The 24,761-nt window shown below is 43.6% G+C and carries 28 protein-coding genes and 1 riboswitch; of the genes, 27 read left to right on the top strand and 1 reads right to left on the bottom strand.

The window, feature by feature from the left end; all coding sequences use genetic code 11:
• Positions 1-5: 5 nt before the first annotated feature.
• From DWZ93_RS13510 to DWZ93_RS13475, 7 genes are all read left to right on the top strand, one after another.
• Positions 6-467, top strand: a complete 462-nt coding sequence (locus tag DWZ93_RS13510; RefSeq protein WP_118383195.1) for a TRAP transporter small permease — start codon at positions 6-8, stop codon at positions 465-467.
• The gene (locus DWZ93_RS13505) at positions 468-1,751 is read left to right on the top strand and encodes a TRAP transporter large permease (RefSeq protein ID WP_118453256.1); all 1,284 of its coding nucleotides are present in this window, start codon (positions 468-470) and stop codon (positions 1,749-1,751) included.
• 158 nt (positions 1,752-1,909) lie between these two features.
• Positions 1,910-2,746 (top strand): transketolase, encoded by an 837-nt coding sequence (locus DWZ93_RS13500; protein WP_118383193.1) that lies wholly within the window; start codon positions 1,910-1,912, stop codon positions 2,744-2,746.
• Positions 2,747-2,767: 21 nt separating this feature from the next.
• A complete protein-coding gene (locus DWZ93_RS13495; RefSeq protein ID WP_118453255.1) occupies positions 2,768-3,724 on the top strand; it encodes a transketolase family protein in 957 nt (318 codons plus the stop codon).
• Positions 3,725-3,756: 32 nt separating this feature from the next.
• Positions 3,757-4,515: an SDR family NAD(P)-dependent oxidoreductase gene (locus tag DWZ93_RS13490; protein ID WP_118383191.1), complete on the top strand. Its 759-nt coding sequence runs from the start codon at positions 3,757-3,759 to the stop codon at positions 4,513-4,515.
• A gap of 378 nt (positions 4,516-4,893) precedes the next feature.
• A complete protein-coding gene (locus tag DWZ93_RS13480; RefSeq protein WP_118383190.1) occupies positions 4,894-5,601 on the top strand; it encodes a FadR/GntR family transcriptional regulator in 708 nt (235 codons plus the stop codon).
• A gap of 14 nt (positions 5,602-5,615) precedes the next feature.
• A complete protein-coding gene (locus DWZ93_RS13475) occupies positions 5,616-6,113 on the top strand; it encodes a tRNA (cytidine(34)-2'-O)-methyltransferase (protein WP_118453253.1) in 498 nt (165 codons plus the stop codon).
• Between the two features lie 81 nt (positions 6,114-6,194).
• On the opposite strand, the gene DWZ93_RS13470 is transcribed toward DWZ93_RS13475, so the two are convergent.
• Positions 6,195-6,728, bottom strand: a complete 534-nt coding sequence (locus tag DWZ93_RS13470) for a YcxB family protein (protein WP_118453252.1) — start codon at positions 6,726-6,728, stop codon at positions 6,195-6,197.
• A gap of 141 nt (positions 6,729-6,869) precedes the next feature.
• On the opposite strand from DWZ93_RS13470, the gene DWZ93_RS13465 reads away from it, so the two are divergent.
• The 20 genes from DWZ93_RS13465 (at position 6,870) to DWZ93_RS14885 (ending at position 24,597) form a co-directional block, all read left to right on the top strand.
• The gene (locus tag DWZ93_RS13465; protein WP_118453251.1) at positions 6,870-7,283 is read left to right on the top strand and encodes a hypothetical protein; all 414 of its coding nucleotides are present in this window, start codon (positions 6,870-6,872) and stop codon (positions 7,281-7,283) included.
• Between the two features lie 76 nt (positions 7,284-7,359).
• Positions 7,360-7,869: a shikimate kinase gene (locus DWZ93_RS13460; RefSeq protein WP_118453250.1), complete on the top strand. Its 510-nt coding sequence runs from the start codon at positions 7,360-7,362 to the stop codon at positions 7,867-7,869.
• Between the two features lie 165 nt (positions 7,870-8,034).
• A complete protein-coding gene (locus DWZ93_RS13455; protein WP_118453249.1) occupies positions 8,035-9,327 on the top strand; it encodes a UDP-N-acetylglucosamine 1-carboxyvinyltransferase in 1,293 nt (430 codons plus the stop codon).
• Positions 9,328-9,385: 58 nt separating this feature from the next.
• A riboswitch (SAM riboswitch) is annotated at positions 9,386-9,485 on the top strand.
• A 167-nt stretch (positions 9,486-9,652) separates the two neighbouring features.
• Positions 9,653-10,840 carry a methionine adenosyltransferase gene (gene metK, locus DWZ93_RS13450; RefSeq protein WP_118453248.1) on the top strand — a complete coding sequence of 396 codons (1,188 nt, stop codon included), beginning with the start codon at positions 9,653-9,655 and terminating at the stop codon, positions 10,838-10,840.
• 315 nt (positions 10,841-11,155) lie between these two features.
• Complete coding sequence (locus tag DWZ93_RS13445; RefSeq protein ID WP_118383183.1) at positions 11,156-12,652, top strand: sensor histidine kinase; 1,497 nt, start codon at positions 11,156-11,158, stop codon at positions 12,650-12,652.
• Positions 12,645-13,334, top strand: coding sequence for a response regulator transcription factor (locus DWZ93_RS13440; RefSeq protein ID WP_118453247.1), 690 nt, complete (start codon positions 12,645-12,647; stop codon positions 13,332-13,334). The genes DWZ93_RS13445 and DWZ93_RS13440 overlap by 8 nt, the downstream gene beginning before the upstream one ends.
• A gap of 77 nt (positions 13,335-13,411) precedes the next feature.
• Complete coding sequence (gene rlmB / locus DWZ93_RS13435) at positions 13,412-14,215, top strand: 23S rRNA (guanosine(2251)-2'-O)-methyltransferase RlmB (RefSeq protein ID WP_118383181.1); 804 nt, start codon at positions 13,412-13,414, stop codon at positions 14,213-14,215.
• 67 nt (positions 14,216-14,282) lie between these two features.
• On the top strand, positions 14,283-14,717 hold the full coding sequence (locus tag DWZ93_RS13430; RefSeq protein ID WP_118453246.1) for an NfeD family protein: 435 nt from the start codon (positions 14,283-14,285) through the stop codon (positions 14,715-14,717).
• A gap of 2 nt (positions 14,718-14,719) precedes the next feature.
• A complete protein-coding gene (locus DWZ93_RS13425; protein WP_118383179.1) occupies positions 14,720-15,664 on the top strand; it encodes an SPFH domain-containing protein in 945 nt (314 codons plus the stop codon).
• A 25-nt stretch (positions 15,665-15,689) separates the two neighbouring features.
• The gene (argF, locus tag DWZ93_RS13420; protein WP_118453245.1) at positions 15,690-16,625 is read left to right on the top strand and encodes an ornithine carbamoyltransferase; all 936 of its coding nucleotides are present in this window, start codon (positions 15,690-15,692) and stop codon (positions 16,623-16,625) included.
• Positions 16,626-17,606 (top strand): biotin--[acetyl-CoA-carboxylase] ligase, encoded by a 981-nt coding sequence (locus DWZ93_RS13415; protein ID WP_118453244.1) that lies wholly within the window; start codon positions 16,626-16,628, stop codon positions 17,604-17,606.
• The gene (locus tag DWZ93_RS13410) at positions 17,599-17,946 is read left to right on the top strand and encodes a DUF6145 family protein (protein WP_118453268.1); all 348 of its coding nucleotides are present in this window, start codon (positions 17,599-17,601) and stop codon (positions 17,944-17,946) included. Before DWZ93_RS13415 ends, DWZ93_RS13410 begins: the two co-directional genes overlap by 8 nt.
• Before the next feature lie 9 nt (positions 17,947-17,955).
• Positions 17,956-18,744, top strand: coding sequence for a type III pantothenate kinase (locus DWZ93_RS13405; protein WP_118383176.1), 789 nt, complete (start codon positions 17,956-17,958; stop codon positions 18,742-18,744).
• Between the two features lie 34 nt (positions 18,745-18,778).
• Positions 18,779-19,744, top strand: a complete 966-nt coding sequence (dusB, locus tag DWZ93_RS13400) for a tRNA dihydrouridine synthase DusB (protein WP_118453243.1) — start codon at positions 18,779-18,781, stop codon at positions 19,742-19,744.
• Between the two features lie 64 nt (positions 19,745-19,808).
• Positions 19,809-20,291 carry a transcription elongation factor GreA gene (greA, locus tag DWZ93_RS13395; RefSeq protein WP_118383174.1) on the top strand — a complete coding sequence of 161 codons (483 nt, stop codon included), beginning with the start codon at positions 19,809-19,811 and terminating at the stop codon, positions 20,289-20,291.
• A 19-nt stretch (positions 20,292-20,310) separates the two neighbouring features.
• Positions 20,311-22,371, top strand: a complete 2,061-nt coding sequence (lysS, locus tag DWZ93_RS13390) for a lysine--tRNA ligase (RefSeq protein ID WP_199665968.1) — start codon at positions 20,311-20,313, stop codon at positions 22,369-22,371.
• Positions 22,372-22,714: 343 nt separating this feature from the next.
• Positions 22,715-23,599, top strand: a complete 885-nt coding sequence (locus tag DWZ93_RS13385; RefSeq protein WP_118453242.1) for a MerR family transcriptional regulator — start codon at positions 22,715-22,717, stop codon at positions 23,597-23,599.
• A 133-nt stretch (positions 23,600-23,732) separates the two neighbouring features.
• Complete coding sequence (locus DWZ93_RS15055) at positions 23,733-24,146, top strand: zinc-ribbon domain-containing protein (RefSeq protein ID WP_243061300.1); 414 nt, start codon at positions 23,733-23,735, stop codon at positions 24,144-24,146.
• Positions 24,143-24,457, top strand: coding sequence for a hypothetical protein (locus tag DWZ93_RS15050; RefSeq protein WP_243061299.1), 315 nt, complete (start codon positions 24,143-24,145; stop codon positions 24,455-24,457). The genes DWZ93_RS15055 and DWZ93_RS15050 overlap by 4 nt, the downstream gene beginning before the upstream one ends.
• Positions 24,454-24,597 (top strand): hypothetical protein, encoded by a 144-nt coding sequence (locus DWZ93_RS14885; protein WP_199665554.1) that lies wholly within the window; start codon positions 24,454-24,456, stop codon positions 24,595-24,597. Before DWZ93_RS15050 ends, DWZ93_RS14885 begins: the two co-directional genes overlap by 4 nt.
• Positions 24,598-24,761 lie beyond the last annotated feature (164 nt).

Genomic DNA, 24,761 nt, shown 5'->3' with positions numbered 1-24,761 from the left:
ATGGCATGAAGTATATAGAGAAATTTGAAAAAATCGTAGCATGCTTAAGCGTGTCAGTGATGGCAATCCTGGTTTTTATAAATGTTATTGCTCGGTTTGTATTTAACAGCCCACTGGCAGTTGCTGATGAGATGTCATGTTACTTATTCGTACTTATGAGCTTTATGGGTACGGCGATCGCAGCCAGAAGAAAAGCACATCTCGGTTTAACGCTTCTGACTGACAAATTGTCACCGAATGCAGCAAGAATTGTGCAGACAGTTATGTATGCAATCGCAACACTGTTTTGTCTGTTGATTGTAATCTTTGGTATTGAGATGGTTATCAGTCAGTATCAGATGGGACAGCAGACAGCAACTATGCAGTGGCCGGAATGGATCTACGGATTATTTGTACCGTTAGGCGGAGCATTCTCAATGGTCGCATTTCTGGATGGAACGATCAAAATAGCAAAGGGGGACAATTAAATGGCAGGTGTAATATTGTTAGGAGTATTTGTAGTGCTGCTGATCTGTGGAGCTCCCATTGCAGTATGTCTGGGAATGTCAAGTGTAGCAGCAATGCTGGTTCAGGGAGCAGGAAAACCGATCGTAGCAGTTATGAGTGTACTGCCTCGTATCTGTTCTGCTTCAAGTAGTAAGTTCGTATTACTTGCGATTCCATTCTTCATTATCTCGGGTAATGTAATGGAAAAAGCAGGTATTTCAGGAAGATTGATCAACCTTGCAGAGAAATGTCTCGGCCACATCAAAGGCGGTATGGCTATGGTATGTATCGTAGTGTCTTGTTTCTTTGCAGCAATTTCAGGATCTGGTCCGGCAACCGTAGCAGCGCTTGGACTGATCATGATTCCGGCACTGGTGAAAGCAGGATATCCGGCAGCATTTTCCTGTGCATTGATGGCAGCCGGTGGAGCAATCGGAGTAGTAATTCCACCGTCTATCACATTCGTAGTATATGGTTCCATTGCTGATGCATCAATCACAAGCCTGTTCAAGGCAGGTATGGTACCTGGGCTCCTGATGGGAGTAGGACTGATTATCACTGCATTAGTTATAGGAAGAAAATGTGACCTGAAAGTGTCACCGAAGGCTTCCGGCGCAGAACGTTTAGCAGCGTTTAAGGATGCAGTACCTGGACTTCTGATGCCAGTCATCATCCTTGGAGGAATTTACGGAGGAATCTTCACACCAACTGAAGCGGCTGCTGTATCCGTATTCTATGGACTGTTTGTAGGATTCGTAATCTACAAAGATCTGAATCTGAATAAGCTGTCAGATATCATGGTAGATTCCTGCTCAACAACAGCAACGGTTATGTTCATCACCATGGGAGCGTCACTTTTCGCATATGTTCTTACAAGAGCAAGACTGGATGAAGCAATTGAGGGCATGATGCTGAACGTAACAGGAGGAAGTACCGTTATCTTCTTCATTATTGTAAATATTGTACTGTTGATCGCAGGATGTTTCCTGGATTCGACATCAGCACTGTACATTTTCACACCACTGTTTGCACCAGTTGCATTACAGCTTGGAATCGATCCGATCCACCTTGGTGTAGTCATGATCGTCAACCTGGCAATCGGACTGTTTACACCGCCTGTTGGCGTCAACCTGTATGTGGCATGTGGTATCGGCAAGATATCGATCGAGGATATATCGAAGGGAATTATACCTTGCTTAGTGGCAATGCTTATTATCCTGCTGCTGATCACCTATATCCCGGCGATTTCACTGATGTTTGTGTAACCCATTAATCCATTTATACATATAGAACTCCTGGAACTTCCCGAGACCATGTCGCTGGTCTCGGGGGCATGGTTCCAAACAGAATATGAATCGGGCTGACTACCCGATTTTATATAAAACAACTAACATCCTACGTAGAATAAAATGAGGTGAAGAAAATGAAAGATGTATCAATGAAAGAATTGAAAAACAAGGCAACTGAGATGCGAATGAAGGTAGTGGATATGATCTACAAAGCTCAGTCCGGACATCCGGGCGGATCACTGTCAGCAGCAGATTTTATGACAGCATGCTACTTTAAGTATATGAATGTAGATCCAAAGAATCCACAGTGGGAGGATCGTGACCGTATGGTTCTTTCCAAAGGACATGTATGCCCGATTCAGTATGCATGCCTCGGAACACTCGGATTTTTCCCGGAAGAAGAACTTGATACACTGAGACAGGAAGGTTCCAAATTACAGGGACATCCATCTATGAATAAGTGTCCTGGCATTGACATTTCAACCGGTTCACTGGGACAGGGACTTGCATGTGCAGTAGGAATGGCACTTGCAGGAAAAATGAATCACAAAGACTATAAAGTGTTCAGCGTAGTCGGTGATGGTGAAGCTCAGGAAGGTGAGATCTGGGAAGCAGCCAATACAGCACACAAATATCAGTTGGATAACCTGATCGTATTTATGGATTACAACGGACTGCAGATTGACGGACCTTGTGATCAGGTTATGCCGAATAGAGATCTTGGCGAGAAGTTCCGTGCTTTCGGATTTGAAGTAATTGAGATTGACGGACATAACATGGAAGAGATCTGTGCAACACTTGAGAAATGCTATGCATCAAAGAATGGCAAGCCGAAATGCATCTATGCACATACCATCAAAGGTAAAGGCGTATCCTTCATGGAGAATTCTGTATCATGGCATGGAGTAGCTCCAAATGAAGAAGAACATGCGAAAGCAATGCAGGAACTGCAGGCGCAGATTATTGAGTAATAGCATAAGGAGGGTTTGAAAATGAGCGAATTAAAGAAAGTTGCAACCAGAGCAGGATTTGGTGAAGAGATATTAAAATTAGGAAAAGAAAATCCAGATATTCTTGTAATCGATGCAGATATCGGAAAGAGCTGTAAGACAGGGGACTTCCGTAAGGAATTATCTTCAGAGTATCATGACGATAAGAATCAGTATGTAAATGTAGGTATTGCAGAGCAGAATGCAGCCGGTGTGGCAGCAGGACTTGCTACATGCGGAAAGGTTCCATTTGTAGTAACTTATGCAGTATTCGGTTCCCTTCGTATGTGCGAGATGATCCGTCAGGAAATCTGCTATCCGAATCTGAATGTAAAGATTGCATGCTCTCATGGTGGACTGACTCCGGCTAACGATGGAGCTTCACATCAGGCAATCGAGGATATGGGCGTTCTTCGTACACTTCCTAATATGACAGTTATTATGCCGGCAGACTATGTGGCAGCTAAGAAACTGACACGTCAGGCAGCGGAAACATACGGACCAATGTATCTTCGCTTTACACGTGATGCAATTCCACAGATTTATGATGAGGATGCAGAATTTGTAATCGGTAAAGCAAACCAGCTCAAAGAAGGTAAAGACGTTGCGATTATCGCAAATGGTGATACTGTACGTCTGGCACTGGATGCAGCAAAAGAGCTGGAAGCAAAAGGAATCACAGCAAGAGTGCTGGATATGCACACCATCAAACCTCTGGATACAGAAGCAGTTACAGCTTGTATCAATGAGATTGGCAAGGTTATCACAGTTGAAGATCATAACATCCTGAACGGACTTGGATCAGCAGTATGTGAAGTGGCAGCTGAGATGGGCAAAGGTATTGTAAAAAGAATCGGTGTACAGGATCAGTATGGACAGTCAGCTCCTTACGAGAGACTGCTCGCTATGAACGGAATCACTGTAGAAAATATCGTAAAGACAGCAGAAGAGCTGCAGTAATCGTATAAAGATTAAAACAGGAGGAAACGAAAATGTTAGATTTTACAAATCAGGTAGTATTAGTAACAGGAGCAGGATCTGCAAAAGGAATGGGACGTGTGATTGCCCAGACATTTGGCAAACAGGGTGCTAAGGTTGTTATCTGTGATATCAACCAGGCAGGATGTGATGCTAATGTAGAAGAAATGAAGAAAATGGGCATCGATGCTACAGGATATGCGGCTAACCTGACAGATCCGGAAGCAGTTAAGGAATTGGTTAACACAATCGTAGACAAATATGGACGTATTGATGTACTTGTAAATAACGCAGGTATTTCACAGAAAGTAACTGTTGCAGATATGACACTTGATGATATCAAACGTATCTTCAATGTAAATATGTTTGGTCTGTTCCTGATTACACAGGCAGTATGCGAAGTGATGAAGAAACAGAACTATGGACGTATTGTACACCTGTCATCTGTATCCGGAAAACGCGGTGGCGGTATTTTTGGCGGAGCTCATTACTCAGCTTCTAAGGCCGCAGTACTTGGATTCTCTAAGAACCTTGCCCGTGAAGTATCTTCTTATGGTATCACAACAAACTGTGTATGCCCTGGACTGATCAACACAGAGATCTGGAAGTCACTTCCAAAGGAACAGGCAGATGCTGTTATCGATGGAATCCCAATGGGACGTCCTGGAGAGCCACAGGAAGTTGCTGACGCAATCGTATTTCTCGCTTCTAAGGAAGCTTCCTATATTACTGGTGAAGAGATCGACATCAACGGTGGATCTCACATGGATTAAGTCAGACGCTGAATCATCAACCCAAGTATTATTATGTTCTGAATAATCCTCCCAATGCATCCAGTCAGTGCATTGAAGAACCCGCTATTTGAAAGAATGGCGGGTTTTATGTATATCAGCTGGGAGTCAATCCACCCAGCTGATATAGCCTCCGGCAGGGCGCACATTGTCCGGTGGACAATGGTTTTGCGCCGACCGAAACGGAGTGTAGACTTGCAGAGGTGCGCGTCATGCAATTGCATGACGCGCACCTCGCAGCAAGAATGCCGAGGCATTCTTGAATTAATTGTAAAACTGGTTGAAATGTCAGTCTGAGTCTGTGTATAATATGATAAACAGATAATGAATAACATTGGATGTTAAGAAAGGAATGAACAGATGGCCGAATACTTAAAAAAAATTAACAGATCATCTGTCGTACAGCGTGTGATCGATAGACTGACAGAAGCAATTGTCAGTGGAGAATTGAAACCGGGAGACCGTATACCGACAGAGATGGAGCTGGCTGAGCAGATGGGAGTAGCCAGGAACTCGATCAGAGAAGCTGTAAAGATACTTGTATATATTGGAGTGCTGGAGATACGCCGCGCAGATGGAACTTTTGTCTGTGACGGATTTTCCGAGAGTCTGATTGATCCTATGGTTTATGGAATTATATTAAATCAGCAGAATGAGCAGGAGCTGAATGAACTGCGGACGATGATAGAGAGCGGTGTTATGCGTCTTGCGATTGAGAAGGCTTCCGATAAAGAACTGGCAGAATTGAAAGAGCATCTTGGAGTTATGAAAGCAAGTATGACACAGAAGAACCCTAACGTAGATGAAGTGTTTGAAATTGACAATAAGTTCCATGATATGATCGCAGATATGGGACACAATGCAATGGTATTGAAGATCAATGCGATCACACGTGTGCTGACTCACTCTACCAGATATTATTCCGTAAAGGGAATGTTGGAATCAGGACGTGGTGAAGAACTGTATGAAGCGCATGAAGAAGTATATCATATGTTGGAACGCAGACAGGTGAATGGCGTATACGAGTCCATTGCAGGCACGTATTTTCTGAGCGCATACGAACATTAAGAAGGATTAAGCAAATGTTAAATATTGTATTATATGAGCCGGAAATCCCGGCAAATACAGGGAATATCGGACGTACCTGCGTGGCAACAGGAACAAGGCTTCATCTGATCGAACCGCTGGGCTTCCGACTGGATGAAAAGAGTTTGAAGCGTGCGGGTATGGATTATTGGAAAGATCTTGACGTAACAACTTACATTGATTTTAATGATTTCATGGAAAAGAATCCGGGAGCGAAGATCTATATGGCGACGACCAAAGCACCGAATGTATATACCGATGTGAAGTACGAGCCGGACTGCTATATTATGTTCGGAAAAGAAAGCGCAGGTATCCCGGAAGAGGTATTAGTAGAGCACAAAGAAGACAGCATCCGCATTCCGATGCTTGGAGATATCCGTTCGCTGAATCTTGGCAATTCTGTGGCAATCGTACTATATGAGGCGTTGCGCCAGAATGGGTTCAAAGGGATGAATCTGGAAGGACATCTGCATCGATTGGAGTGGAAGGATTAACAGAAGCATCTGTATAAAGCGAATATATATTAAGTTGAGCTGGGTATGGAGATACCCAGCTCATTTGCATGAAAAGAAATATTATTTTTTCTTTAATTCCGGAATATAATTCCGACAAGCTTCTACATCTCCTTTAATGAATGCGTCTTTTTTCAGTGGCAGCAGTATACCGCCTGTAAGCTGGAACACGAAGAAACGTTCTGTCTCAAATACACCGCGCACATCATTTTTGCGAAGATCTACATCCGGTGCATTATTCTTATAAGAGCGGATGCGCGTGCCCTCAATCGTGATCATGAGATCATAGCCGTCTTTTGAATAACTGTCGCGGAAAGCCTGGATCTCAGCTTTTTTTCTCTTATTTGTGCTGACCAGCGACACAATAGTAGCGATTACACATAATACAACAATGATTGCAAAGAGTATACAGAGCACACCTTTGTGGGTGTTGTATTCTCGCCAGGTAAAGAATGCACAGATCAGAGCAATGATGATCAGTGTAATATAGTTCTTGTAGGTCTGTGCGGCGTAGCCGTCCTGCACTTCTACCATTAGTGGATCCGTGTACTGATACTGATTCACAATGGTGGTTGATTTTTTTGATGATGATGCCATAGTAAACTCCTTAGTATAGCGGCTGTCAGCCGTAATGATTGATTTCATTATAACGGATGTGGGAGGGAAAGGCAATCACGCAGACGTGGATTCTGCATATAATGAAGCAGAATGACAGTCGAATCGCAGGAGGAATCACAGATGGATCAGAAATTACCATATTATATGGCATATCCTACACCACTTTTATATGATGATGAGCGCAGAGACCGGATGGATTTTGAATATATGAAAAGTATGTATCCGGATGCGGCGAAGCAGCTTCTTCCATATATAGAGGATGAATGTGACCGTGTTGCATATGAAGGAAGTGTGATGTTTGATGAATATCCGGATCAGCTTCAGCTGCACTTGATGGGAAGACGCGTGTATGACAGAGCAGAAAAAGATCAAGTGATTGAAAAGTTGATCCGAAGCGAAGGAAAGGGTGCGGATGAATCCTGGATACGGGATCTGATACAAGTGATGCTTTATCAGGAAATCTATAAGCGTCGCAGTGATCAGCGCAAATATAATCAGAAGTATTATCAGGGGATCGCATTTCCAAAAGGTTAGCCTTGTGCAGAATACAAAACGTATGCTATACTGATTGCGCAAAAATGAGACAGAGCAGAAGATAAGGAGCAGATGCATGGATAATATTATATTGATTGGTATGCCGGCATCAGGCAAAAGCACAGTTGGAGTTGTACTGGCAAAAAGGCTTGGTTATGAATTTATAGATACAGATCTGCTGATCCAGAAGCAGGAGCAAGCATTGCTCAGGGAGATCATTGCAGAAAAAGGGGAGGATGGTTTCCTGGTGATTGAAGATCAGGTAAACGCAGATCTTGAAGCGGAACGGTCAGTGATCGCACCGGGAGGAAGTGTGGTATACTGTGAACATGCCATGAAACATTACAAAGAAATTGGTACGGTAGTATATTTACAGACCAGTTATCAAACAATAAAAGAAAGAATCGGAGATCCAAAGAAGCGAGGGGTTGTGTTGCGGGAAGGACAGACGCTTAAGGATCTCTATGAAGAGCGCAGAGTGTTGTTTGAAAAGTATGCAGATGTTACAATTTGCGAAGATGGATTGACATTGTCTGAAACTATTGGTAAAGTAGTAGAGGTTTTCGGGCAGGAATCATATTGGTAAATGTTACGAAAATCTTACGGGGTTGTAAAAAAGATTTTACAAATACTTATTACTGATGTATACTAGACTATACGAATAATGTTATTTAATTGAAATTGGATTTACGTGCCATATATATTGGGACATAAAGGCGAGAGTATAAATAGAAAATAATTGAGGTGCAAAATGGAACAGTATATTATCAAAGGCGGCAATCCGCTTGTTGGGGAAGTGGAGATTGGCGGCGCTAAGAATGCAGCTCTGGCTATTCTTGCGGCAGCTATTATGACTGACGAGACGGTTTTGATCGATAATCTGCCAGATGTGAATGATATTAATGTATTATTGGACGCTATAGCCGGAATCGGCGCATCCGTTCACCGTATTGACAGACATACGGTAAGGATCAATGGTAAAGGAATTACTAATTTTGATATCGAATATGAGTATATCAAGAAGATCCGGGCGTCATATTATCTGCTGGGTGCGTTACTCGGCAAGTACAAGAAAGCAGTTGTGGCGCTTCCGGGCGGATGCAATATCGGAAGCCGTCCGATTGACCAGCATCTGAAAGGATTCCGTGCTCTGGGAGCTGAGGTTGAGATCGAGCATGGCAAGATCATTGCTGAGGCAGAGAAGCTTGTCGGCAAGCATATTTATTTTGACGTTGTCAGTGTAGGTGCTACGATCAATGTCATGATGGCAGCGGCTATGGCCGATGGACTGACGATCATGGAGAATGTGGCAAAAGAGCCTCATGTAGTAGATGTGGCGAACTTCCTGAACAGCATGGGTGCTAATATCCGTGGCGCAGGTACCGATGTGATCAAGATCCGAGGTGTGCGTTCCCTGCACAGAACAGAATATTCTGTTATTCCGGATCAGATTGAAGCCGGAACATTTATGTTTGCAGCAGCAGCAACCAAGGGTGATGTGACTGTCTGTAACGTCATTCCGAAGCATTTGGAAGCAACCATTGCCAAGCTGGTAGAGATTGGCTGTGAAGTAGAAGAGTTTGATGATGCGGTACGCGTGGTTTCCAAGGGAGGACTCACCAGTACACATGTAAAGACTTTGCCATATCCGGGATTCCCGACAGATATGCAGCCACAGATTGGTGTTACGCTTGCTCTTTGTAAAGGGACAAGTATGATTACTGAAAGTATTTTTGAAAACCGTTTCAAATATCTGGATGAACTTGCCCGCATGGGTGCATGTGTGAAGGTAGAAGGTAATTCCGCTTCGATCGAAGGTGTGGAGAAGCTTTCGGGAGCACGTGTCAGTGCACCGGATCTCCGTGCAGGAGCTGCGCTTTGTATCGCAGGACTTGCAGCAGATGGTATTACAATTGTAGATGACATCGTATATATCCAGAGAGGATATGAGCGGTTTGAAGAGAAGTTGAGAGGCCTTGGCGCAGTGATCGAGCGTGTCAGTACAGAACGTGAGATTCGCAGATTTACGCTGAAAGTCAGCTAGAGGCGGCAGACAATTGAATAATATGATGGCAGGGGCAAAAGTCCCTGACTATGACTAACTCTTATTCAGAGCAGTGGAGATACAAAGGATCTGAGAAGCTGCGGCAACCCCCATTGGAGGAAGGTGCCAACCTGAGCGAGCAAATCGAACAATAAGAGGATTGGTTTATAACTACGAAATAAAGCAGTCCACTTGTGGGCTGCTTTTTGTGCAATAAATGAAAGAGCATTGATTGCACGTCGGTCAGGCGTTAGCCTGGTCGAGAATATATAATCATGCAGCTAATAACAAGATATATTTACACAACAGAAAGGAACACAAGAAGATGGAAAAAAGATTATTTACATCAGAGTCAGTAACTGAAGGACATCCGGACAAAATGTGCGACCAGATTTCAGATGCGATCCTGGATGCACTTATGGAACAGGATCCAATGAGCCGTGTGGCATGTGAGACATGCACTACTACAGGTCTGGTTATGGTTATGGGAGAGATTACAACAAAAGGATATGTGGATATTCAGAAGATCGTACGTGACACGGTACGTGAGATTGGATATACTCGTGGCAAATATGGATTTGATGCAGATACCTGCGGTGTAGTAGTAGCACTGGATGAGCAGTCTGCAGATATTGCTATGGGTGTTGATAAGGCGCTGGAAGCAAAAGAACATACCATGTCTGACGAAGAAATCGACGCTATCGGAGCAGGAGATCAGGGTATGATGTTCGGTTATGCTTCTGATGAGACAGAAGCATTGATGCCATATCCGATCGCGCTGGCACAGAAGATGGCTATGAAGCTTACTGAGGTAAGAAAGAATGGAACTCTGCCATATCTGAGACCGGATGGAAAGACTCAGGTTACTGTAGAATATGATGAGAAGGACAGACCGGTTCGTCTGGATGCTGTTGTACTTTCTACACAGCATGATCCGGAGGTGACTCAGGAGCAGATCCATGAGGATATTAAGAAATACGTATTTGATGAGACAATCCCGGCTAATATGGTAGATGCTGATACTAAGTTCTTTGTGAATCCAACCGGACGTTTTGTAATCGGCGGACCTCACGGAGACAGCGGACTGACAGGCCGTAAGATTATCGTAGACACTTATGGCGGAATGGCTCGTCATGGTGGTGGTGCATTTTCAGGTAAAGACTGCACAAAGGTAGACCGTACAGCAGCTTATGCAGCACGCTATGCGGCTAAGAATGTCGTGGCAGCAGGACTTGCCAAGAAGTGTGAGATTCAGCTTTCTTACGCAATCGGTGTGGCTTGCCCGACTTCCATCAGAGTAGATACATTCGGCACAGGAAAAGTATCGGATGAGAAGCTGGTTGAGATCCTGAGAGAGAACTTTGACTTCCGTCCGGCAGGCATGATCAAGATGTTGGATCTGAGACGTCCGATTTACAAACAGACAGCGGCTTACGGACACTTTGGACGTACAGATATCGATCTTCCGTGGGAGAAGACAGACAAGGTGGATGCACTGAAAGCATATCTGTAAGAGATGAATAGAAGAACAGCTATTAAGAACCTGCCTATATATTCGCAGAATCGCACGAGTGCTCGTGCTTTCCCGCTGCTGTGCAGCTAATTCTGCTCATATGGGTGGCGGCAGCTCTATTCGAGCCGCCTTGCGCACAAGAAAAGCAATCCTTACATGCAAGCATGACGGATTTGCTTTTCTTGTGCGCAAGAGCTTCTTAATAGTTGCCTGGAGTTTTATAAAAAGTTTAGAAATGTTTATGGGTGCTTTGGTGAGAAGCACCCATTTTTGTGCTATGATAAGAATAACTTTTAGATAAAGAGGTTATTGATTATGAAGCTGAAGACGAGACTGGTGGTAGCATTTCTTACAGTCGTGATCTTGCCGGTTATTCTATCGGGAAGTGTTATATTTGCGGTGGGAAAGTACCAGATGAATTGTATAGAAAAGACATATGGTATCAGTGGGACTTCGGTAGAGAGCCTGTCTAACTCAATCAAGACACTTGGACAGTTGACGATGGAGCCGTACAGAGAATTGTGTAATGAGATCGACCGGACACCACAGAAGATGGAAGATGCGGCATTTCTGGAGAAGATTAATCAGGAACTGGAAGAGAAGAAGTCTTATCTGTTGGTGCGCAGGAATGACATGATGGCATATATGGGTACAGACTATGATGAAGCAGAAGCGGTGATCAGTCAGTTGCCGGAATATGATGAGAACAGAACTCCATCGGAGAACAGTATTTATCTTGGAGGTGAAGCGCAGGCGCTTGTAAAGCAGATTGATTTTCAGTATGAAGATGGTGAAGAGGGCAGTGCATTTCTTGTTACGGATGTGGGAACTGTGATGCCGGAAGTACGTGCGATGGCGAGAGAAATTGTAATCATTGTGGTATTGATCCTGCTTTTTACAATCGCAGCACTGATCGTGTGGATATACAGAGCAGTCATGGGACCGGTGGCAAAGATCCAGAAGGCTGCGGAGAATATTAAGAATGGCAATCTGGATTTTGAGATGCCAAAAGCTGATAATGATGAATTTGGTCAGGTATATCAGAACTTTGAAGATATGCGAATACGTCTGAAAGAGAGCGCGGAAGAGAAGATCCAGTTTGATAAAGAGAATAAGGAACTGATCAGCAATATCTCTCACGATCTGAAGACACCTGTGACCACGATTAAGGGCTATGCAGAAGGTATTATGGATGGCGTGGCAGATACACCGGAAAAGATTGACAAGTATGTACGGACGATCTACAACAAGGCTAATGAGATGAACACGCTGATCAATGAGCTGACGTTGTATTCTAAGATCGATACGAATCGTATTCCGTATAATTTTAATACTATCCCGGTTAATGCATATTTTGACGACTGCGCGGAAGAACTTTCCATGGAACTTGAGTCTAAAAATGTAGAATTTGGATATTTTAATTACGTAGAAGGTGATGTGAAGATCATCGCAGATGCAGAGCAGATTAAGAGAGTGATCCACAATATTATTAATAATTCACTCAAATATATGGACAAAGCGAAAGGCATGATCAATCTGCGTGTGAAGGATGTAGGAGATTTTGTACAGGTGGAATTGGAAGATAATGGTAAAGGTATCGCAGCGAAGGATCTGACGAAGATATTCGAACGATTCTACCGGACAGATGCATCTCGTAATTCTTCAAAGGGAGGAAGCGGCATTGGCTTGTCTATTGTAAAGAAAATCGTTGAGGAGCATGGTGGCAAGATCTGGGCGACCAGCCGGGAAGGCACTGGTACGACCATGTATTTTGTATTAAGAAAATATCAGGAGGTACCGATTCATGAGTAAGATATTAATAGTAGAGGATGAAGTAGCAATTGCAGATTTGGAAAAGGATTATCTGGAACTGTCCGGGTTTGATGTAGAAGTGGCGAATGACGGACTGATCGGTTACCAGAAAGCAATGGAAGAGGACTATAATCTGGTAATCCTGGATCTGATGCTTCCGGGAATGGATGGGTTTGAAATCTGCCGCAAGCTTCGTGAAGAGAAGAATACACCAATCATCATGGTATCTGCGAAGAAAGATGATATTGATAAGATCCGGGGTCTGGGTCTGGGAGCTGATGATTATATGACCAAACCGTTCAGTCCCAGTGAATTGGTGGCAAGAGTTAAGGCACATCTGTCACGATATGAGAGACTGATCGGAAGCGCAGCAGAGGTGAACAAGGTCATTGAGATCCGCGGTCTGAAGATCGATACAACGGCCAGAAGAGTGTGGGTTAATGGTCAGGAGAAAGCATTTACCACAAAAGAATTTGATCTGCTCACATTTCTTGCAAGTCATCCGAATCATGTGTATACTAAGGATGAACTGTTCAGCGAGATCTGGGATATGGAATCCATCGGAGATATAGCAACGGTGACGGTTCATATTAAGAAAATCCGTGAGAAGATCGAGATGGATACATCCAACCCGCAGTATATTGAGACAATCTGGGGTGTAGGATACAGATTCAAGATGTAGTAATAGTTCTGATAACAGTTATTCGGGCGGGTTCCAACAGGAATCCGCTTATTTATTTGAAGATTTAGGAGAATACTATGATTACCAGTACATCCAATGCAAAGGTAAAAAGACTTGTGAATTTGAGAAAGAAAAGGAAAGCCAGAGATACAGAAAAGGTATTTCTTACAGAAGGACTTCGGATGTTCGAGGAAGTGCCGGAGGACAGACTTCTGGAAATCTATGTGACCGAACATTTCTATAAAAAGGAAAAAGCACTGGTGGATGCAAAGCATAAGAAGAGTGGATGCCAGATGGAGGTGCTGACGGATACCGTGATGAATTTGGTGTCGGATACCAAGACGCCTCAGGGAGTGTTGTGTGTGGTGACACAGGAGAATCAGGGAGAAGCGTGGCTTGAAAAGGAACTTAAGGCACCGGAACAGGTACCGCTTATCATGCTGTTAGATAATCTTCAGGATCCAGGGAATATGGGGACGATATTACGGACTGCGGAAGCGGCAGCTGTAACAGGGATTATCATGAGCTCCGACTGTGTGGATGTGTATAATCCGAAGGTTATTCGTTCAACGATGGGATCTGTGTTTCGTGTGCCGTTTGTGTATGTGGAGAACGTAACGGATGTGATTCGGCAGATGAAAGAGCATGGTATCCGTACTTATGCAACACACCTGGCAGGAGAGCTTGCCTACGATGAGCCGGATTATCGCACACCGTCAGCATTTTTTGTGGGCAACGAGGGTAACGGTCTCAGAGATCAGGTAGCTGAACTTGCGGATACATATATTAAGATTCCAATGGCAGGTCAGGTGGAATCCCTGAATGCGGCGATCGCAGCTACGGTAGTGATGTTTGAAGCGGGGCGCCAACGTCGGCATTGACTTTTGAAGATGGAATAATTATAATGATACCAACCGTTATGGAACCATAATCGAAGGAGGGATTCTTATGGAGACAATGGGATGGTTGATTATATTTATTGTACTCATTGTGATCGAACTTCTGACCATGGGACTTACAACGATCTGGTTTGCCGGAGGTGCGCTGGCGGCGCTTCTGATGTCAGTGTTAGGCTTTGGGATGCCGGTACAGGTTGTGGTATTTATCATCGTATCGGTTCTGCTGCTGGTACTGACGAGACCGATTGCGGTGAAGTATTTTAACCAGAACAGACAGAAAACGAATGTGGAAAGTCTGATCGGTCAGCAGGCATTGGTGCTGGAAGATGTGGATACGCTGCATGCATCAGGACAGGTAAAAGTGAACGGGCAGATCTGGTCGGCGAAGACAGAAGAGATGTCTGGTTTCATTGCAAAAGATACGGTTGTGATGATCCAGGGAATCCAGGGAGTTAAGTTGATTGTAAAGGCAAAGGAGGATTAGTTATGGTGGCAGGTATTTTCAGTATGTTAGGAATCTTGATTCTTTTAATCGTGATTGGAGTTGTAGTATCCTGTGTGCGTATTGTACGGCAGGCACAGGCATTAGTAATAGAGAGACTCGGTGCTTATCAGGCAACCTGGGGAACAGGACTTCATGTGAAGCTTCCGATCGTTGACCGTGTGGCAAGACGAGTGGATCTGAAGGAGCAGGTAGTAGACTTTGCACCACAGCCGGTAATTACCAAAGATAATGTAACGATGCGTATTGATACGGTTGTGTTTTATCAGATCACTGATCCGAAGATGTTCTGCTATGGTGTGGCGAATCCGATCATGGCGATTGAGAATCTGACAGCTACAACACTTCGTAATATTATTGGAGATCTGGAACTTGACCAGACACTTACCTCAAGAGAGACGATCAATACTAAGATGCGAGCTTCTTTGGATGTGGCAACAGATCCGTGGGGCATTAAGGTGAACAGAGTAGAACTTAAGAATATTATTCCACCGGCAGCAATCCAGGATGCGATGGAGAAGCAGATGAAAGCTGAGCGTGAAAGACGTGAGGCTATCCTTCGTGCAGAAGGCGAGAAGAAGTCTACGATCCTGGTGGCAGAAGGACATAAGGAATCAGCAATCCTGGATGCAGAGGCTGAGAAGCAGGCAGCAATTTTGCGCGCGGAAGCGGAGAAGGAAAAGATGATCAAAGAAGCAGAAGGTCAGGCAGAGGCAATTTTGAAAGTACAGCAGGCCAATGCAGACGGTATCCGTTTTCTGAAGGAAGCAGGAGCAGATGAGGCAGTGCTTACAATGAAGAGCTTGGAAGCATTTGCCAAGGCGGCAGATGGTAAGGCTACTAAGATCATTATTCCATCTGAAATTCAGGGGATCGCCGGGCTGGTGAAATCCGTGACTGAGATTGGAAAAGATACGACAGAAGAATAAAACATAAAGAAAAGAGGAAAAAGACATGGATTTAAAGGGACGCAGTTTTTTGAAATTACTTGATTTTACACCGGAGGAGATTGTTTATCTCGTAGATCTGGCGCAGGATCTGAAAGAGAAGAGAAAGAAAGGCATCAGAGGCAACAGCCTGAAGGATAAGAACATTGCACTTATTTTCGAAAAACCGTCTACCAGAACCAGATGTTCATTCACCATCGGGGCACAGGAAGAGGGTGCTCTGGCAACTTACCTTGCAGGAAGTGAACTGCAGCTTGGTGAAAAAGAGAGTATCGAAGATACAGCCCGTGTACTGGGAAGAATGTTTGATGGTATCGAATACCGTGGCTTTGACCATGCTTATGTAGAAGAACTGGCTGAACACAGTGGTGTACCTGTCTGGAACGGACTGACAGATCAGTGGCACCCGACACAGCCGTTAGCAATGATGCTGACACTGAAAGAGCACTTCGGATACCTGAAGGGGTTGAAGGTAGTGTATCTTGGAGATGGACGTAACAACGTAGCGAACAGTCTGATGGTTGCCTGTGCAAAGGTTGGTATTGATGTTGCAATTTCAGCTCCGAAGCAGTTGTGGCCGGAAACATGGTTAGTAGAGACCTGTGAGAAGCTGGCGAAAGAAGCAGGATCTACCGTAACAGTATCTGATAAGCTGGATGTAGTAGAAGGCGCTGATATGCTGTATACAGACGTGTGGTATTCTATGGGTGAGGAAAGAAAAGAGCAGGAGCGTATCCGTCTTGCAGTGCCTTACCAGATCAACAGTGCGCTGATGGCAAGAACAGGTAAAGATACTACAATTTTCTCGCACTGTCTGCCAGCTAACAAAGGAAAAGAAGTAACTGAGGAAGTATTTGAAAGTGAAGCATCCAAGGTGTTTGATGAGGCAGAGAACCGCCTGCATACGATCAAAGCAATTATGGTGGCTACACTGGGTGAATAAATGAAAAAAGAAATATTATCCATGCTCCGCAGTGCGGAGGGATATGTATCAGGACAGCAGCTCTGTAACCAGTTAAAGGTTTCCAGAACTGCTGTCTGGAAAGTAATAGAACAGTTGAAAGCGGAAGGGTATGATATAGAAGCGGTGCATGGCAAAGGCTATCATCTGGTCAGTGTTCCGGATGTGATATCGCAGGCAGAGATTGAGAGTCGTCTGCAGACGAAATGGGCCGGATGCAGCGTTTTTTATTGTCCAGTCATAGATTCTACTAATGTGAAGGCAAAGCGACTTGCTGAAGAGGGAGTATCTCACGGTACTCTGGTAGTAGCAGGTCATCAATCTGCCGGGAAAGGAAGACGCGGCAGGGTCTGGGAGTCGCCGGAAGGTACCGGGATTTATATGACGTTAATTCTGAGACCGGGTATTAAGCCGGAACAGGCGCCGATGCTTACGGTATTGATGGCGCAGAGCGTGGCAGATGCCATACAGACGGTGACCGGAATTACGCCGGGAATCAAGTGGCCGAATGACATTGTAATGGATGGCAGGAAGATCTGTGGAATCCTGACTGAGATGAGTACGGAAATGACATGGATCCACTATGTGGTGATTGGTGTGGGTATTAATGTGCATCAGCAGACATTTCCTGAGGAATTGAAAGATAAGGCCTCATCGCTGGATCTGGCTGGTGCACAGTCTGTAAAGCGGGCTGAACTTGTGGCAGAAGTGATGAAGCGTTTTGAGATATATTATGAGCAATTTGAAAAAGAAGGGGATCTGTCGGTGATCTGGGAGCGGTATAACGAAATGCTTGTCAACAGAGACCGGGAGGTGCGTGTTCTGGAGCCGGGGCATGAATATACTGGACATGCCATCGGTATTGATAAAAATGGCGAGCTTTTGGTGCGCCGGGAAAATGGGCAGGTCGAGACGATCTATGCCGGAGAGGTATCGGTAAGAGGAATATATGGGTATGTATGATGATAGAGTTGTGCTCTGTGGAGCCAACTCTTATAATGAGAAGTATTATCTGAATCCGGATTTTGAAGGACTTCCGGATCATGTAAAAGAAGAGTTAAAGATTATGTGTGTGTTGTATGTGCACGATGTCGGAGGCGTATTAACACTCGTGTTTGAAGAAAATGGCGAACTGTGCTTTGAGGTTACATCCGAAGATTTTGATCCGACATTTGATGATATTGGCAGTCGCTTGCTGATTAAGAAGCTGCAGACAGAGAAATCGGATCTGCTGGAAGCACTTCAGATGTATTTTCGTGTATTTTTTTTGAATGAAGATATGGATCTGGCTGGTAAGGAATAGGAGGACGCTATGTTACTTGCAATAGATATAGGAAATACGAATATTACGTTGGGAGTATTCGAAGACAGAGAGCTTTTGGGAAAGTTCCGTATGACAACAATGATGTCAAGAACTTCCGATGAATATGGTATTACGCTAAGAGAGCTTTTAAGGAATCAGAATATGAATCCGGATGAGATTGATGCAGTTATCATTGCGTCTGTTGTACCGGATATTATGCATTCATTCAGTAGTGCTATTATTAAATATTTTGGACATAAGCCGGTGATCGTGTCAGCCGGGATCAAGACTGGTATCCGAGTAGCGACAGAGAATCCAAGACAGACGGGGCCGGATCGAATTGTGGATGCGGTTGCGGCCTATAAATTATATGGTGGACCGATTATTGTAGTAGACTTTGGAACAGCAACAACTTTTGACCTGGTAGAACCGGATGGTACTTTTGGTATAGGTGTAACGGCACCTGGTATCCGGACATCAGCAAGAGCACTTTGGGGTGGGGCAGCGATGCTTCCGGAGATTGAGATCCGCAAGCCGGATACGATCCTTGCGAGAGAGACTATTTCCAGTATGCAGGCGGGGCTTGTATATGGATATATTGGTCAGACAGAGTATCTGATTCGCCGGTTGAAAGAAGAATCCGGGTTTACTGATGCGAAGGTAGTAGCGACAGGTGGACTGGGCAATATCATTTATAAAGAGACAGACTCTATTGATTATTATGATCAGAATCTGACATTAAAGGGTCTGGAACTGATCTATGAGAAGAATAAAAAGACAGCCAGAGAGAGCGTGTAGGCGGAAATGTCTGCGCGGAGTATAAGGAGTGGACATGCAGATAGGAAATGTGACAATCAAGCATCCATACATTCTGGCGCCGATGGCAGGTGTAACAGACCTGCCATTTCGTCTGCTATGCAAAGAGCAGGGCGCGGGACTGTTGTGTATGGAAATGATCAGTGCCAAGGCATTACAGTATAAGAATAAAAATACAAAAGCACTGCTTTCGATTCATCCTGATGAATATCCGGTATCACTACAGCTCTTTGGCTCAGATCCGAAGATTATATCGGAACAGGCAAAGAAGATTGAAAATCTGCCGTTTCAGATATTGGATATTAACATGGGCTGTCCGGTTCCGAAAGTGGTAAAAAATGGTGAGGGATCAGCACTCATGAAAAACCCGAAGCTTGTATATAATATTGTAGCCGAAACAGTGAAAGCAATTCGAAAACCTGTGACGGTAAAGATACGTAAAGGCTTTGATGAACAGTCACTAAATGCAGTAGAGATTGCAAAGGTCATAGAAGCGGCAGGGGCATCAGCAATTGCGGTACACGGAAGAACCAGAGAACAGTATTATTCCGGCAAGGCAGACTGGGAGATTATCCGACAGGTGAAAGAGGCGGTGAAGATTCCGGTTATCGGTAATGGAGATGTGACTTCGGCGAGGCTTGCAGCAGATATGCGGAAGCAGACGGGCTGTGATGGAGTGATGATCGGAAGAGGAGCGCAGGGGAATCCATGGATTTTTCATGAACTGCTGGTGTATGAAGAGACCGGACAGATTCCAGAGCGTCCAAACATTCAGCAGATATGTGATACGATACTTCGACATGCGAGACTGCAGATTGAGTTCAAGGGTGAGTATCTGGGAATCCGGGAAATGCGTAAGCACACAGCGTGGTATACCAAAGGAATGACCGGATCCGCCAGACTCAGAGACATGGTGAATCAGGTAGAGACATATGAAGAATTAGAAGCACTTTTGACAAAAATGATAACCGGAAACAATTGACAGAAATGATTCAATTATGTATAATTATGAAATTGCGAAAGTATAGTAAGGAGCGATGAGAAACATGGAAGAAAAGAAGAAAATTCTTACGTATGCAGGTTTAAAAGCACTGGAGGATGAGCTTGAGAATCTGAAAGTTGTTAAGCGTAAAGAAGTTGCTGCAAAGATAAAAGAAGCAAGAGAACAGGGCGATCTGTCAGAGAATGCAGAGTACGATGCTGCTAAAGATGAACAGCGCGATATCGAGGCAAGAATCGATGAGCTGGAGCAGATTCTGAAGAATGCAGAAGTTGTAGTAGAGGATGAAGTAGACTCTGATAAGATTAACATCGGATGTACAGTAGCTGTATATGATGAAGAGTTTGATGAAGAGATTGAATTCAAAATCGTAGGATCTACAGAGGCTAACAGCCTTCAGGGCAAGATTTCCAACGAATCTCCGGTTGGAAAGGCGCTTCTCGGACGTGAAGTCGGCGATGAAGTAGTCGTAGAGACACAGGCAGGAGATATTACCTATAAAGTATTGAAGATTGAGAGATCTATTTAAGAGATAAGGAGTAAGGAAAGTGGCTGGACAGAAGAATGGACAGGAACAGGATATTAATCAGTTAAGAAAGGTTCGCCGTGAGAAGCTGGCTAACCTTCAGGAAGCGGGCAAGGACCCATTTCAGATTACAAAATATGATCAGACACACCACTCTCTGGAAGTAAAAGAGCTGTACAATGCTCACGAAGCAGAGCTTCTTGCAGGAAGAGCTGCTGTGAATACAGAGGGTATGGATGAGCAGGAAGCAAAGCAGGCAGTCAATGACGATTACAATGAGCGCAGAGAGATCATGGATGCAAGTCCGATTCACGTAAGCATCGCGGGACGTATGATGTTTAAGCGTGTGATGGGTAAAGCTTCATTCTGCAATATTCAGGATCTGGATGGAAGCATTCAGGTATATGTTGCAAGAGATGTGATCGGTACAGATGCATATGCAGATTTTAAGAAGTCTGACATCGGTGATATTTATGGTGTGAAAGGTTATGCCTTCCGTACAAAGACAGGTGAGGTTTCTATCCATGCTGAAGAGATGACACTGCTCTCTAAGAGTCTTCAGATCCTTCCGGAGAAGTTCCATGGCATGACCAACACAGACCTGAGATACCGTCAGAGATATGTTGACCTTATTATGAATCCGGAATCAAAGGATGTATTTATCAAACGTTCTAAGATCATCAGCGCAATCAGAAGATTCCTTGGTGATCAGGGATTCCTGGAGGTAGAGACTCCAATCCTGACAAGTAATGCCGGCGGAGCATCTGCAAGACCGTTTGAAACACACTTTAATGCACTGAACGAAGACCTGAAGCTTCGTATTTCTCTGGAGCTTTATCTGAAGAGACTTATCGTAGGCGGTATGGAAAAGGTATACGAGATTGGTCGTGTATTCCGTAATGAAGGTCTTGATACAAGACATAATCCAGAGTTCACGCTGATGGAGCTCTATCAGGCATACACAGATTACAATGGAATGATGGATCTGACAGAGAATATGTACCGCTATGTGGCACAGGAAGTTCTCGGAACTACTAAGATCGTCTACAAAGGCATTGAAATGGATCTTGGTAAGCCATTTGAGAGAATTACTATGGTCGATGCTGTTAAGAAATACGCCGGTATTGACTGGAACGATGTGGAGACAACTGAGGATGCCAAGAAACTGGCAGATGAGCACCACATCGAATACGAAGACAGACATAAGAAGGGTGATATCCTTTCTCTGTTCTTTGAAGAATATGCAGAAGAACATTTGCTTCAGCCTACATTTGTAATGGATCATCCAATCGAAATCTCACCGCTTACCAAGAAGATTCCTGGTAATCCGGAATACGTAGAGCGTTTCGAGATGTTTATGAACGGATGGGAAATGTGTAACGCATACTCAGAGCTGAATGATCCAATCGATCAGGCAGAGCGTTTTGCACAGCAGGATGCTAATGCAGAAGCTGGTGATGAGGAAGCGCAGCATACGGATGAAGACTTCCTAAACGCACTTGAGATCGGTATGGCACCGACAGGTGGTATCGGATACGGAATCGACCGTCTCTGCATGCTGCTGACAGGGGCAGAGGCAATCCGTGACGTACTGCTCTTCCCGACAATGAAGTCTATCGGCGCAGATAAGCAGGAAAATAAGGCATCTAAGAGTAACGAAGCAGAAAAATGCGACCAGATTGCGACTAAAGAAGAGAAGATTGATTTTTCAAATGTAAAGATTGAGCCTTTGTTTGAGGAAGAGGTAGATTTTGATACATTCAGCAAGTCAGACTTCCGTGCAGTAAAGGTGAAAGAGTGTGTTGCAGTACCGAAGTCAAAGAAACTGTTACAGTTTACTCTTGATGACGGAACAGGCACAGACAGAACCATTTTAAGCGGTATTCATAGCTTTTATGAGCCGGAGGAACTGGTTGGAAAGACTCTTATCGCTATCACAAATCTTCCACCGAGAAAGATGATGGGAATTGAGTCTTGTGGTATGTTGTTATCAGCAGTAAATAATCTGAAAGACTCAGAGGATGAAGAACTGCATCTGATCATGGTTGATAACCACATTCCAGCAGGTGCAAAGCTCTATTAAGATGAGAAAACTGAGCCTTGCGGCGGTGTGCGCTTGCGAACACCGACATAAGGCGAAAAACACACGGAGACGGTAGTCGACGTGATGTAACGATGTACCGTTTTACCAAATAGACGGGACGTACTTCATTTGATAAAAAACTAAAAAAACAGCGATTTACATCAAACTTACATCAATTGATGCAGAAATCGGTGCAAGCAAGAAAAAATCGCATAATTAGCAGAATGAATGGGCAGTCCTGAAATCGGGATTGCCCATTTTTAGAAGAAAGACGAAAAACTCTTGACCTGCACGCAGCGTATACGCTTATACTATCAACATAAATCATAAGGAGGTGCATCTGATGTTATTAAATGAAATTATAAATGAGGTTGGAATGACAAAGCGTGCAGTTAAGTATTATGAAGAAAAAGGATTGCTGTCAGTGGATAAAGATAACAATGGTTATCGTAACTATACTGCACAAGATGTTGAAACTTTAAAAAAGATTTCAGTATATAGAAAACTCGGTATTAGTATTAAAGACATACAGAGCCTTTTGGAAACTGGCGACAAAAGTATTCTTCTTCGTATTTATCAAGAAAAAGTGCAGGAAAAAGTTTTAAAAGACTCAGAACTTGAAGCTTTGAAGCAATTTATAGATGATGGTGACGCAGACAAAGCAAATGAGGCACTTGATTATCAAACCGTTGAAAATACAATTGAGTCTTTGCTACCGGGAAAAGAATGGGGAGATTATTTTAAAAGTCATTTCAAACCATTTCTTAATGTAAGGTTGAAGACTCTGGAACAGAAGCAGGCACTACAGAATATATTAGAATATTGCGATGAAACGACATTGAAAGTTCCTTTTATTATGGGAATAGGTGCGAAGATGATAGGTGGGATTGCACAAGAAACCAGAACCGCAGATGAAATGATAGCCTATTATCGTGATATGAGTGAAAGTGAATATGAAAGACTAAAAGAAAAAGTATGGAAAGGTGCTAAAATGAAAAACGGTATAATGAAATACCATCCAGCATTTATTGCACAGAGAAAAATGCAGAAAGAGTTACAAAATAAAGGATATAACGATATATTCATTCCTAATTTAATGGTTCTGTCTCCAACGTATGCAGAATATAAGAAAGCGTTAGATAATGTGAACGATAGAATGTGTAGAGAACTTGGACTGTATTATGATAGCAATTATAACTTAGTTATTAAAAAAGATAATTCTAAGTAAAAATTAAACTACCCTTTGAGAGAGGAGAAATCCTTTTCTCAAAGGGTTTTTTCTATTTATACGGATATTCGCAAACTACAAGATAAAGCCAAAACTTCATATACTCTAAGCACAAGGAGGCCCCGGTTTGGCTATGAACAACAGTTTAGCAGAAGTACACCCGGAGCTTGTTTCGGAGTGGTCGGAGAAGAACTTACCGCTTACACCTGATGACATTACTTTCGGTTCAAATAAAAAAGTATGGTGGAGAGGTGCTTGCGGTCACGAATGGCAGACAAGCGTTAAGGCTCGTTCTAATGGAGAAAAATGCCCGATCTGCTCCGGGGCGAGAGCAGTCGCAGGAATTAACGATCTAAGTACATTGAAGCCGGGATTGGCTTCTGAGTGGTCCAAGAAGAATGAAATCAAACCGACAGAGGTAACCGTAGGTTCTCATAAGAAAGTCATCTGGAAGTGCCGACTGGGGCATGAATGGACAGCATCGGTTAAGAGCAGGAGTATTTATCAGTGTTTCCGGCTTTTGCCCTCAGTTATTATTCACATATGAAAGGATTGAAAATCGAACTCGGCTCAGACAGAGTTTTAGGGATACCGCTTGATACTTATATCCCATCTGAACAGGTGGCGATTGAAGTGAACATCGGCTCAGAAGATATGGAAATCTTAAAAGAACATCTCTGTCAGCAGAGAGGAATTAAACGGATCAAGTTACCTATGAAATCTAATGAAACAGAAAGTGCTTATACTCAACGTATCAAAGCTGCCTTTCAAAGTGTACATATATTTATTGCTTCCGATACGGAAGAAGATGTCGGGACAATCAGAAACGTATATGAGAACTGGAGGAACAGCCAATGAGAGAAAAGAAATATCATATTTACTTAACAGCCGAAGAACAGAGCAGAGTTATTCAGTCACTTATCCGGCTGAAAATGAGCTTCTCGAACAAGGCAGATATACTGACGCAGTGGATGATGTTCTCTGCAAGGTATTGGTAGCCAAGAAGAAGCATAATTTTTTCATCTAATTACATATCGTTCAGAATATAAGAGGACCGCCTACACCGAAATGCAAGCGGTCTTTTTAATGGTAATATTATCCTTACAAACTGTTAAGGAAACAATCGGAGTTGGTGTAAACGAAAAAGCAGCCTTGAGTTCTG

It is taken from the genome of Dorea sp. AF36-15AT (assembly GCF_003477705.1).
Taxonomy (GTDB): domain Bacteria; phylum Bacillota; class Clostridia; order Lachnospirales; family Lachnospiraceae; genus Claveliimonas; species Claveliimonas ammoniilytica.
This window is presented reverse-complemented; position numbering and strand designations above follow the sequence as displayed.

Excerpts from the sequence above, each read along its gene's own strand:
- DWZ93_RS15055 (WP_243061300.1), top strand. The coding sequence starts at position 23,733 with ATGAACAACAGTTTAGCAGAAGTACACCCGGAGCTTGTTTCGGAGTGG.
- DWZ93_RS13510 (WP_118383195.1), top strand. The coding sequence starts at position 6 with ATGAAGTATATAGAGAAATTTGAAAAAATCGTAGCATGCTTAAGCGTG.
- greA (WP_118383174.1), top strand. The coding sequence starts at position 19,809 with ATGGAAGAAAAGAAGAAAATTCTTACGTATGCAGGTTTAAAAGCACTG.
- DWZ93_RS13480 (WP_118383190.1), top strand. The coding sequence starts at position 4,894 with ATGGCCGAATACTTAAAAAAAATTAACAGATCATCTGTCGTACAGCGT.
- DWZ93_RS13445 (WP_118383183.1), top strand. The coding sequence starts at position 11,156 with ATGAAGCTGAAGACGAGACTGGTGGTAGCATTTCTTACAGTCGTGATC.
- DWZ93_RS13410 (WP_118453268.1), top strand. The coding sequence starts at position 17,599 with ATGTATGATGATAGAGTTGTGCTCTGTGGAGCCAACTCTTATAATGAG.
- DWZ93_RS13495 (WP_118453255.1), top strand. The coding sequence starts at position 2,768 with ATGAGCGAATTAAAGAAAGTTGCAACCAGAGCAGGATTTGGTGAAGAG.
- DWZ93_RS13425 (WP_118383179.1), top strand. The coding sequence starts at position 14,720 with ATGGTGGCAGGTATTTTCAGTATGTTAGGAATCTTGATTCTTTTAATC.
- DWZ93_RS15050 (WP_243061299.1), top strand. The coding sequence starts at position 24,143 with ATGAAAGGATTGAAAATCGAACTCGGCTCAGACAGAGTTTTAGGGATA.
- DWZ93_RS13455 (WP_118453249.1), top strand. The coding sequence starts at position 8,035 with ATGGAACAGTATATTATCAAAGGCGGCAATCCGCTTGTTGGGGAAGTG.
- DWZ93_RS13385 (WP_118453242.1), top strand. The coding sequence starts at position 22,715 with ATGTTATTAAATGAAATTATAAATGAGGTTGGAATGACAAAGCGTGCA.
- rlmB (WP_118383181.1), top strand. The coding sequence starts at position 13,412 with ATGATTACCAGTACATCCAATGCAAAGGTAAAAAGACTTGTGAATTTG.
- DWZ93_RS13430 (WP_118453246.1), top strand. The coding sequence starts at position 14,283 with ATGGAGACAATGGGATGGTTGATTATATTTATTGTACTCATTGTGATC.
- DWZ93_RS13500 (WP_118383193.1), top strand. The coding sequence starts at position 1,910 with ATGAAAGATGTATCAATGAAAGAATTGAAAAACAAGGCAACTGAGATG.
- DWZ93_RS13505 (WP_118453256.1), top strand. The coding sequence starts at position 468 with ATGGCAGGTGTAATATTGTTAGGAGTATTTGTAGTGCTGCTGATCTGT.
- DWZ93_RS14885 (WP_199665554.1), top strand. The coding sequence starts at position 24,454 with ATGAGAGAAAAGAAATATCATATTTACTTAACAGCCGAAGAACAGAGC.
- DWZ93_RS13490 (WP_118383191.1), top strand. The coding sequence starts at position 3,757 with ATGTTAGATTTTACAAATCAGGTAGTATTAGTAACAGGAGCAGGATCT.
- DWZ93_RS13440 (WP_118453247.1), top strand. The coding sequence starts at position 12,645 with ATGAGTAAGATATTAATAGTAGAGGATGAAGTAGCAATTGCAGATTTG.
- DWZ93_RS13475 (WP_118453253.1), top strand. The coding sequence starts at position 5,616 with ATGTTAAATATTGTATTATATGAGCCGGAAATCCCGGCAAATACAGGG.
- DWZ93_RS13470 (WP_118453252.1), bottom strand. The coding sequence starts at position 6,728 with ATGGCATCATCATCAAAAAAATCAACCACCATTGTGAATCAGTATCAG.
- DWZ93_RS13415 (WP_118453244.1), top strand. The coding sequence starts at position 16,626 with ATGAAAAAAGAAATATTATCCATGCTCCGCAGTGCGGAGGGATATGTA.
- DWZ93_RS13465 (WP_118453251.1), top strand. The coding sequence starts at position 6,870 with ATGGATCAGAAATTACCATATTATATGGCATATCCTACACCACTTTTA.
- dusB (WP_118453243.1), top strand. The coding sequence starts at position 18,779 with ATGCAGATAGGAAATGTGACAATCAAGCATCCATACATTCTGGCGCCG.
- DWZ93_RS13405 (WP_118383176.1), top strand. The coding sequence starts at position 17,956 with ATGTTACTTGCAATAGATATAGGAAATACGAATATTACGTTGGGAGTA.
- metK (WP_118453248.1), top strand. The coding sequence starts at position 9,653 with ATGGAAAAAAGATTATTTACATCAGAGTCAGTAACTGAAGGACATCCG.
- argF (WP_118453245.1), top strand. The coding sequence starts at position 15,690 with ATGGATTTAAAGGGACGCAGTTTTTTGAAATTACTTGATTTTACACCG.
- DWZ93_RS13460 (WP_118453250.1), top strand. The coding sequence starts at position 7,360 with ATGGATAATATTATATTGATTGGTATGCCGGCATCAGGCAAAAGCACA.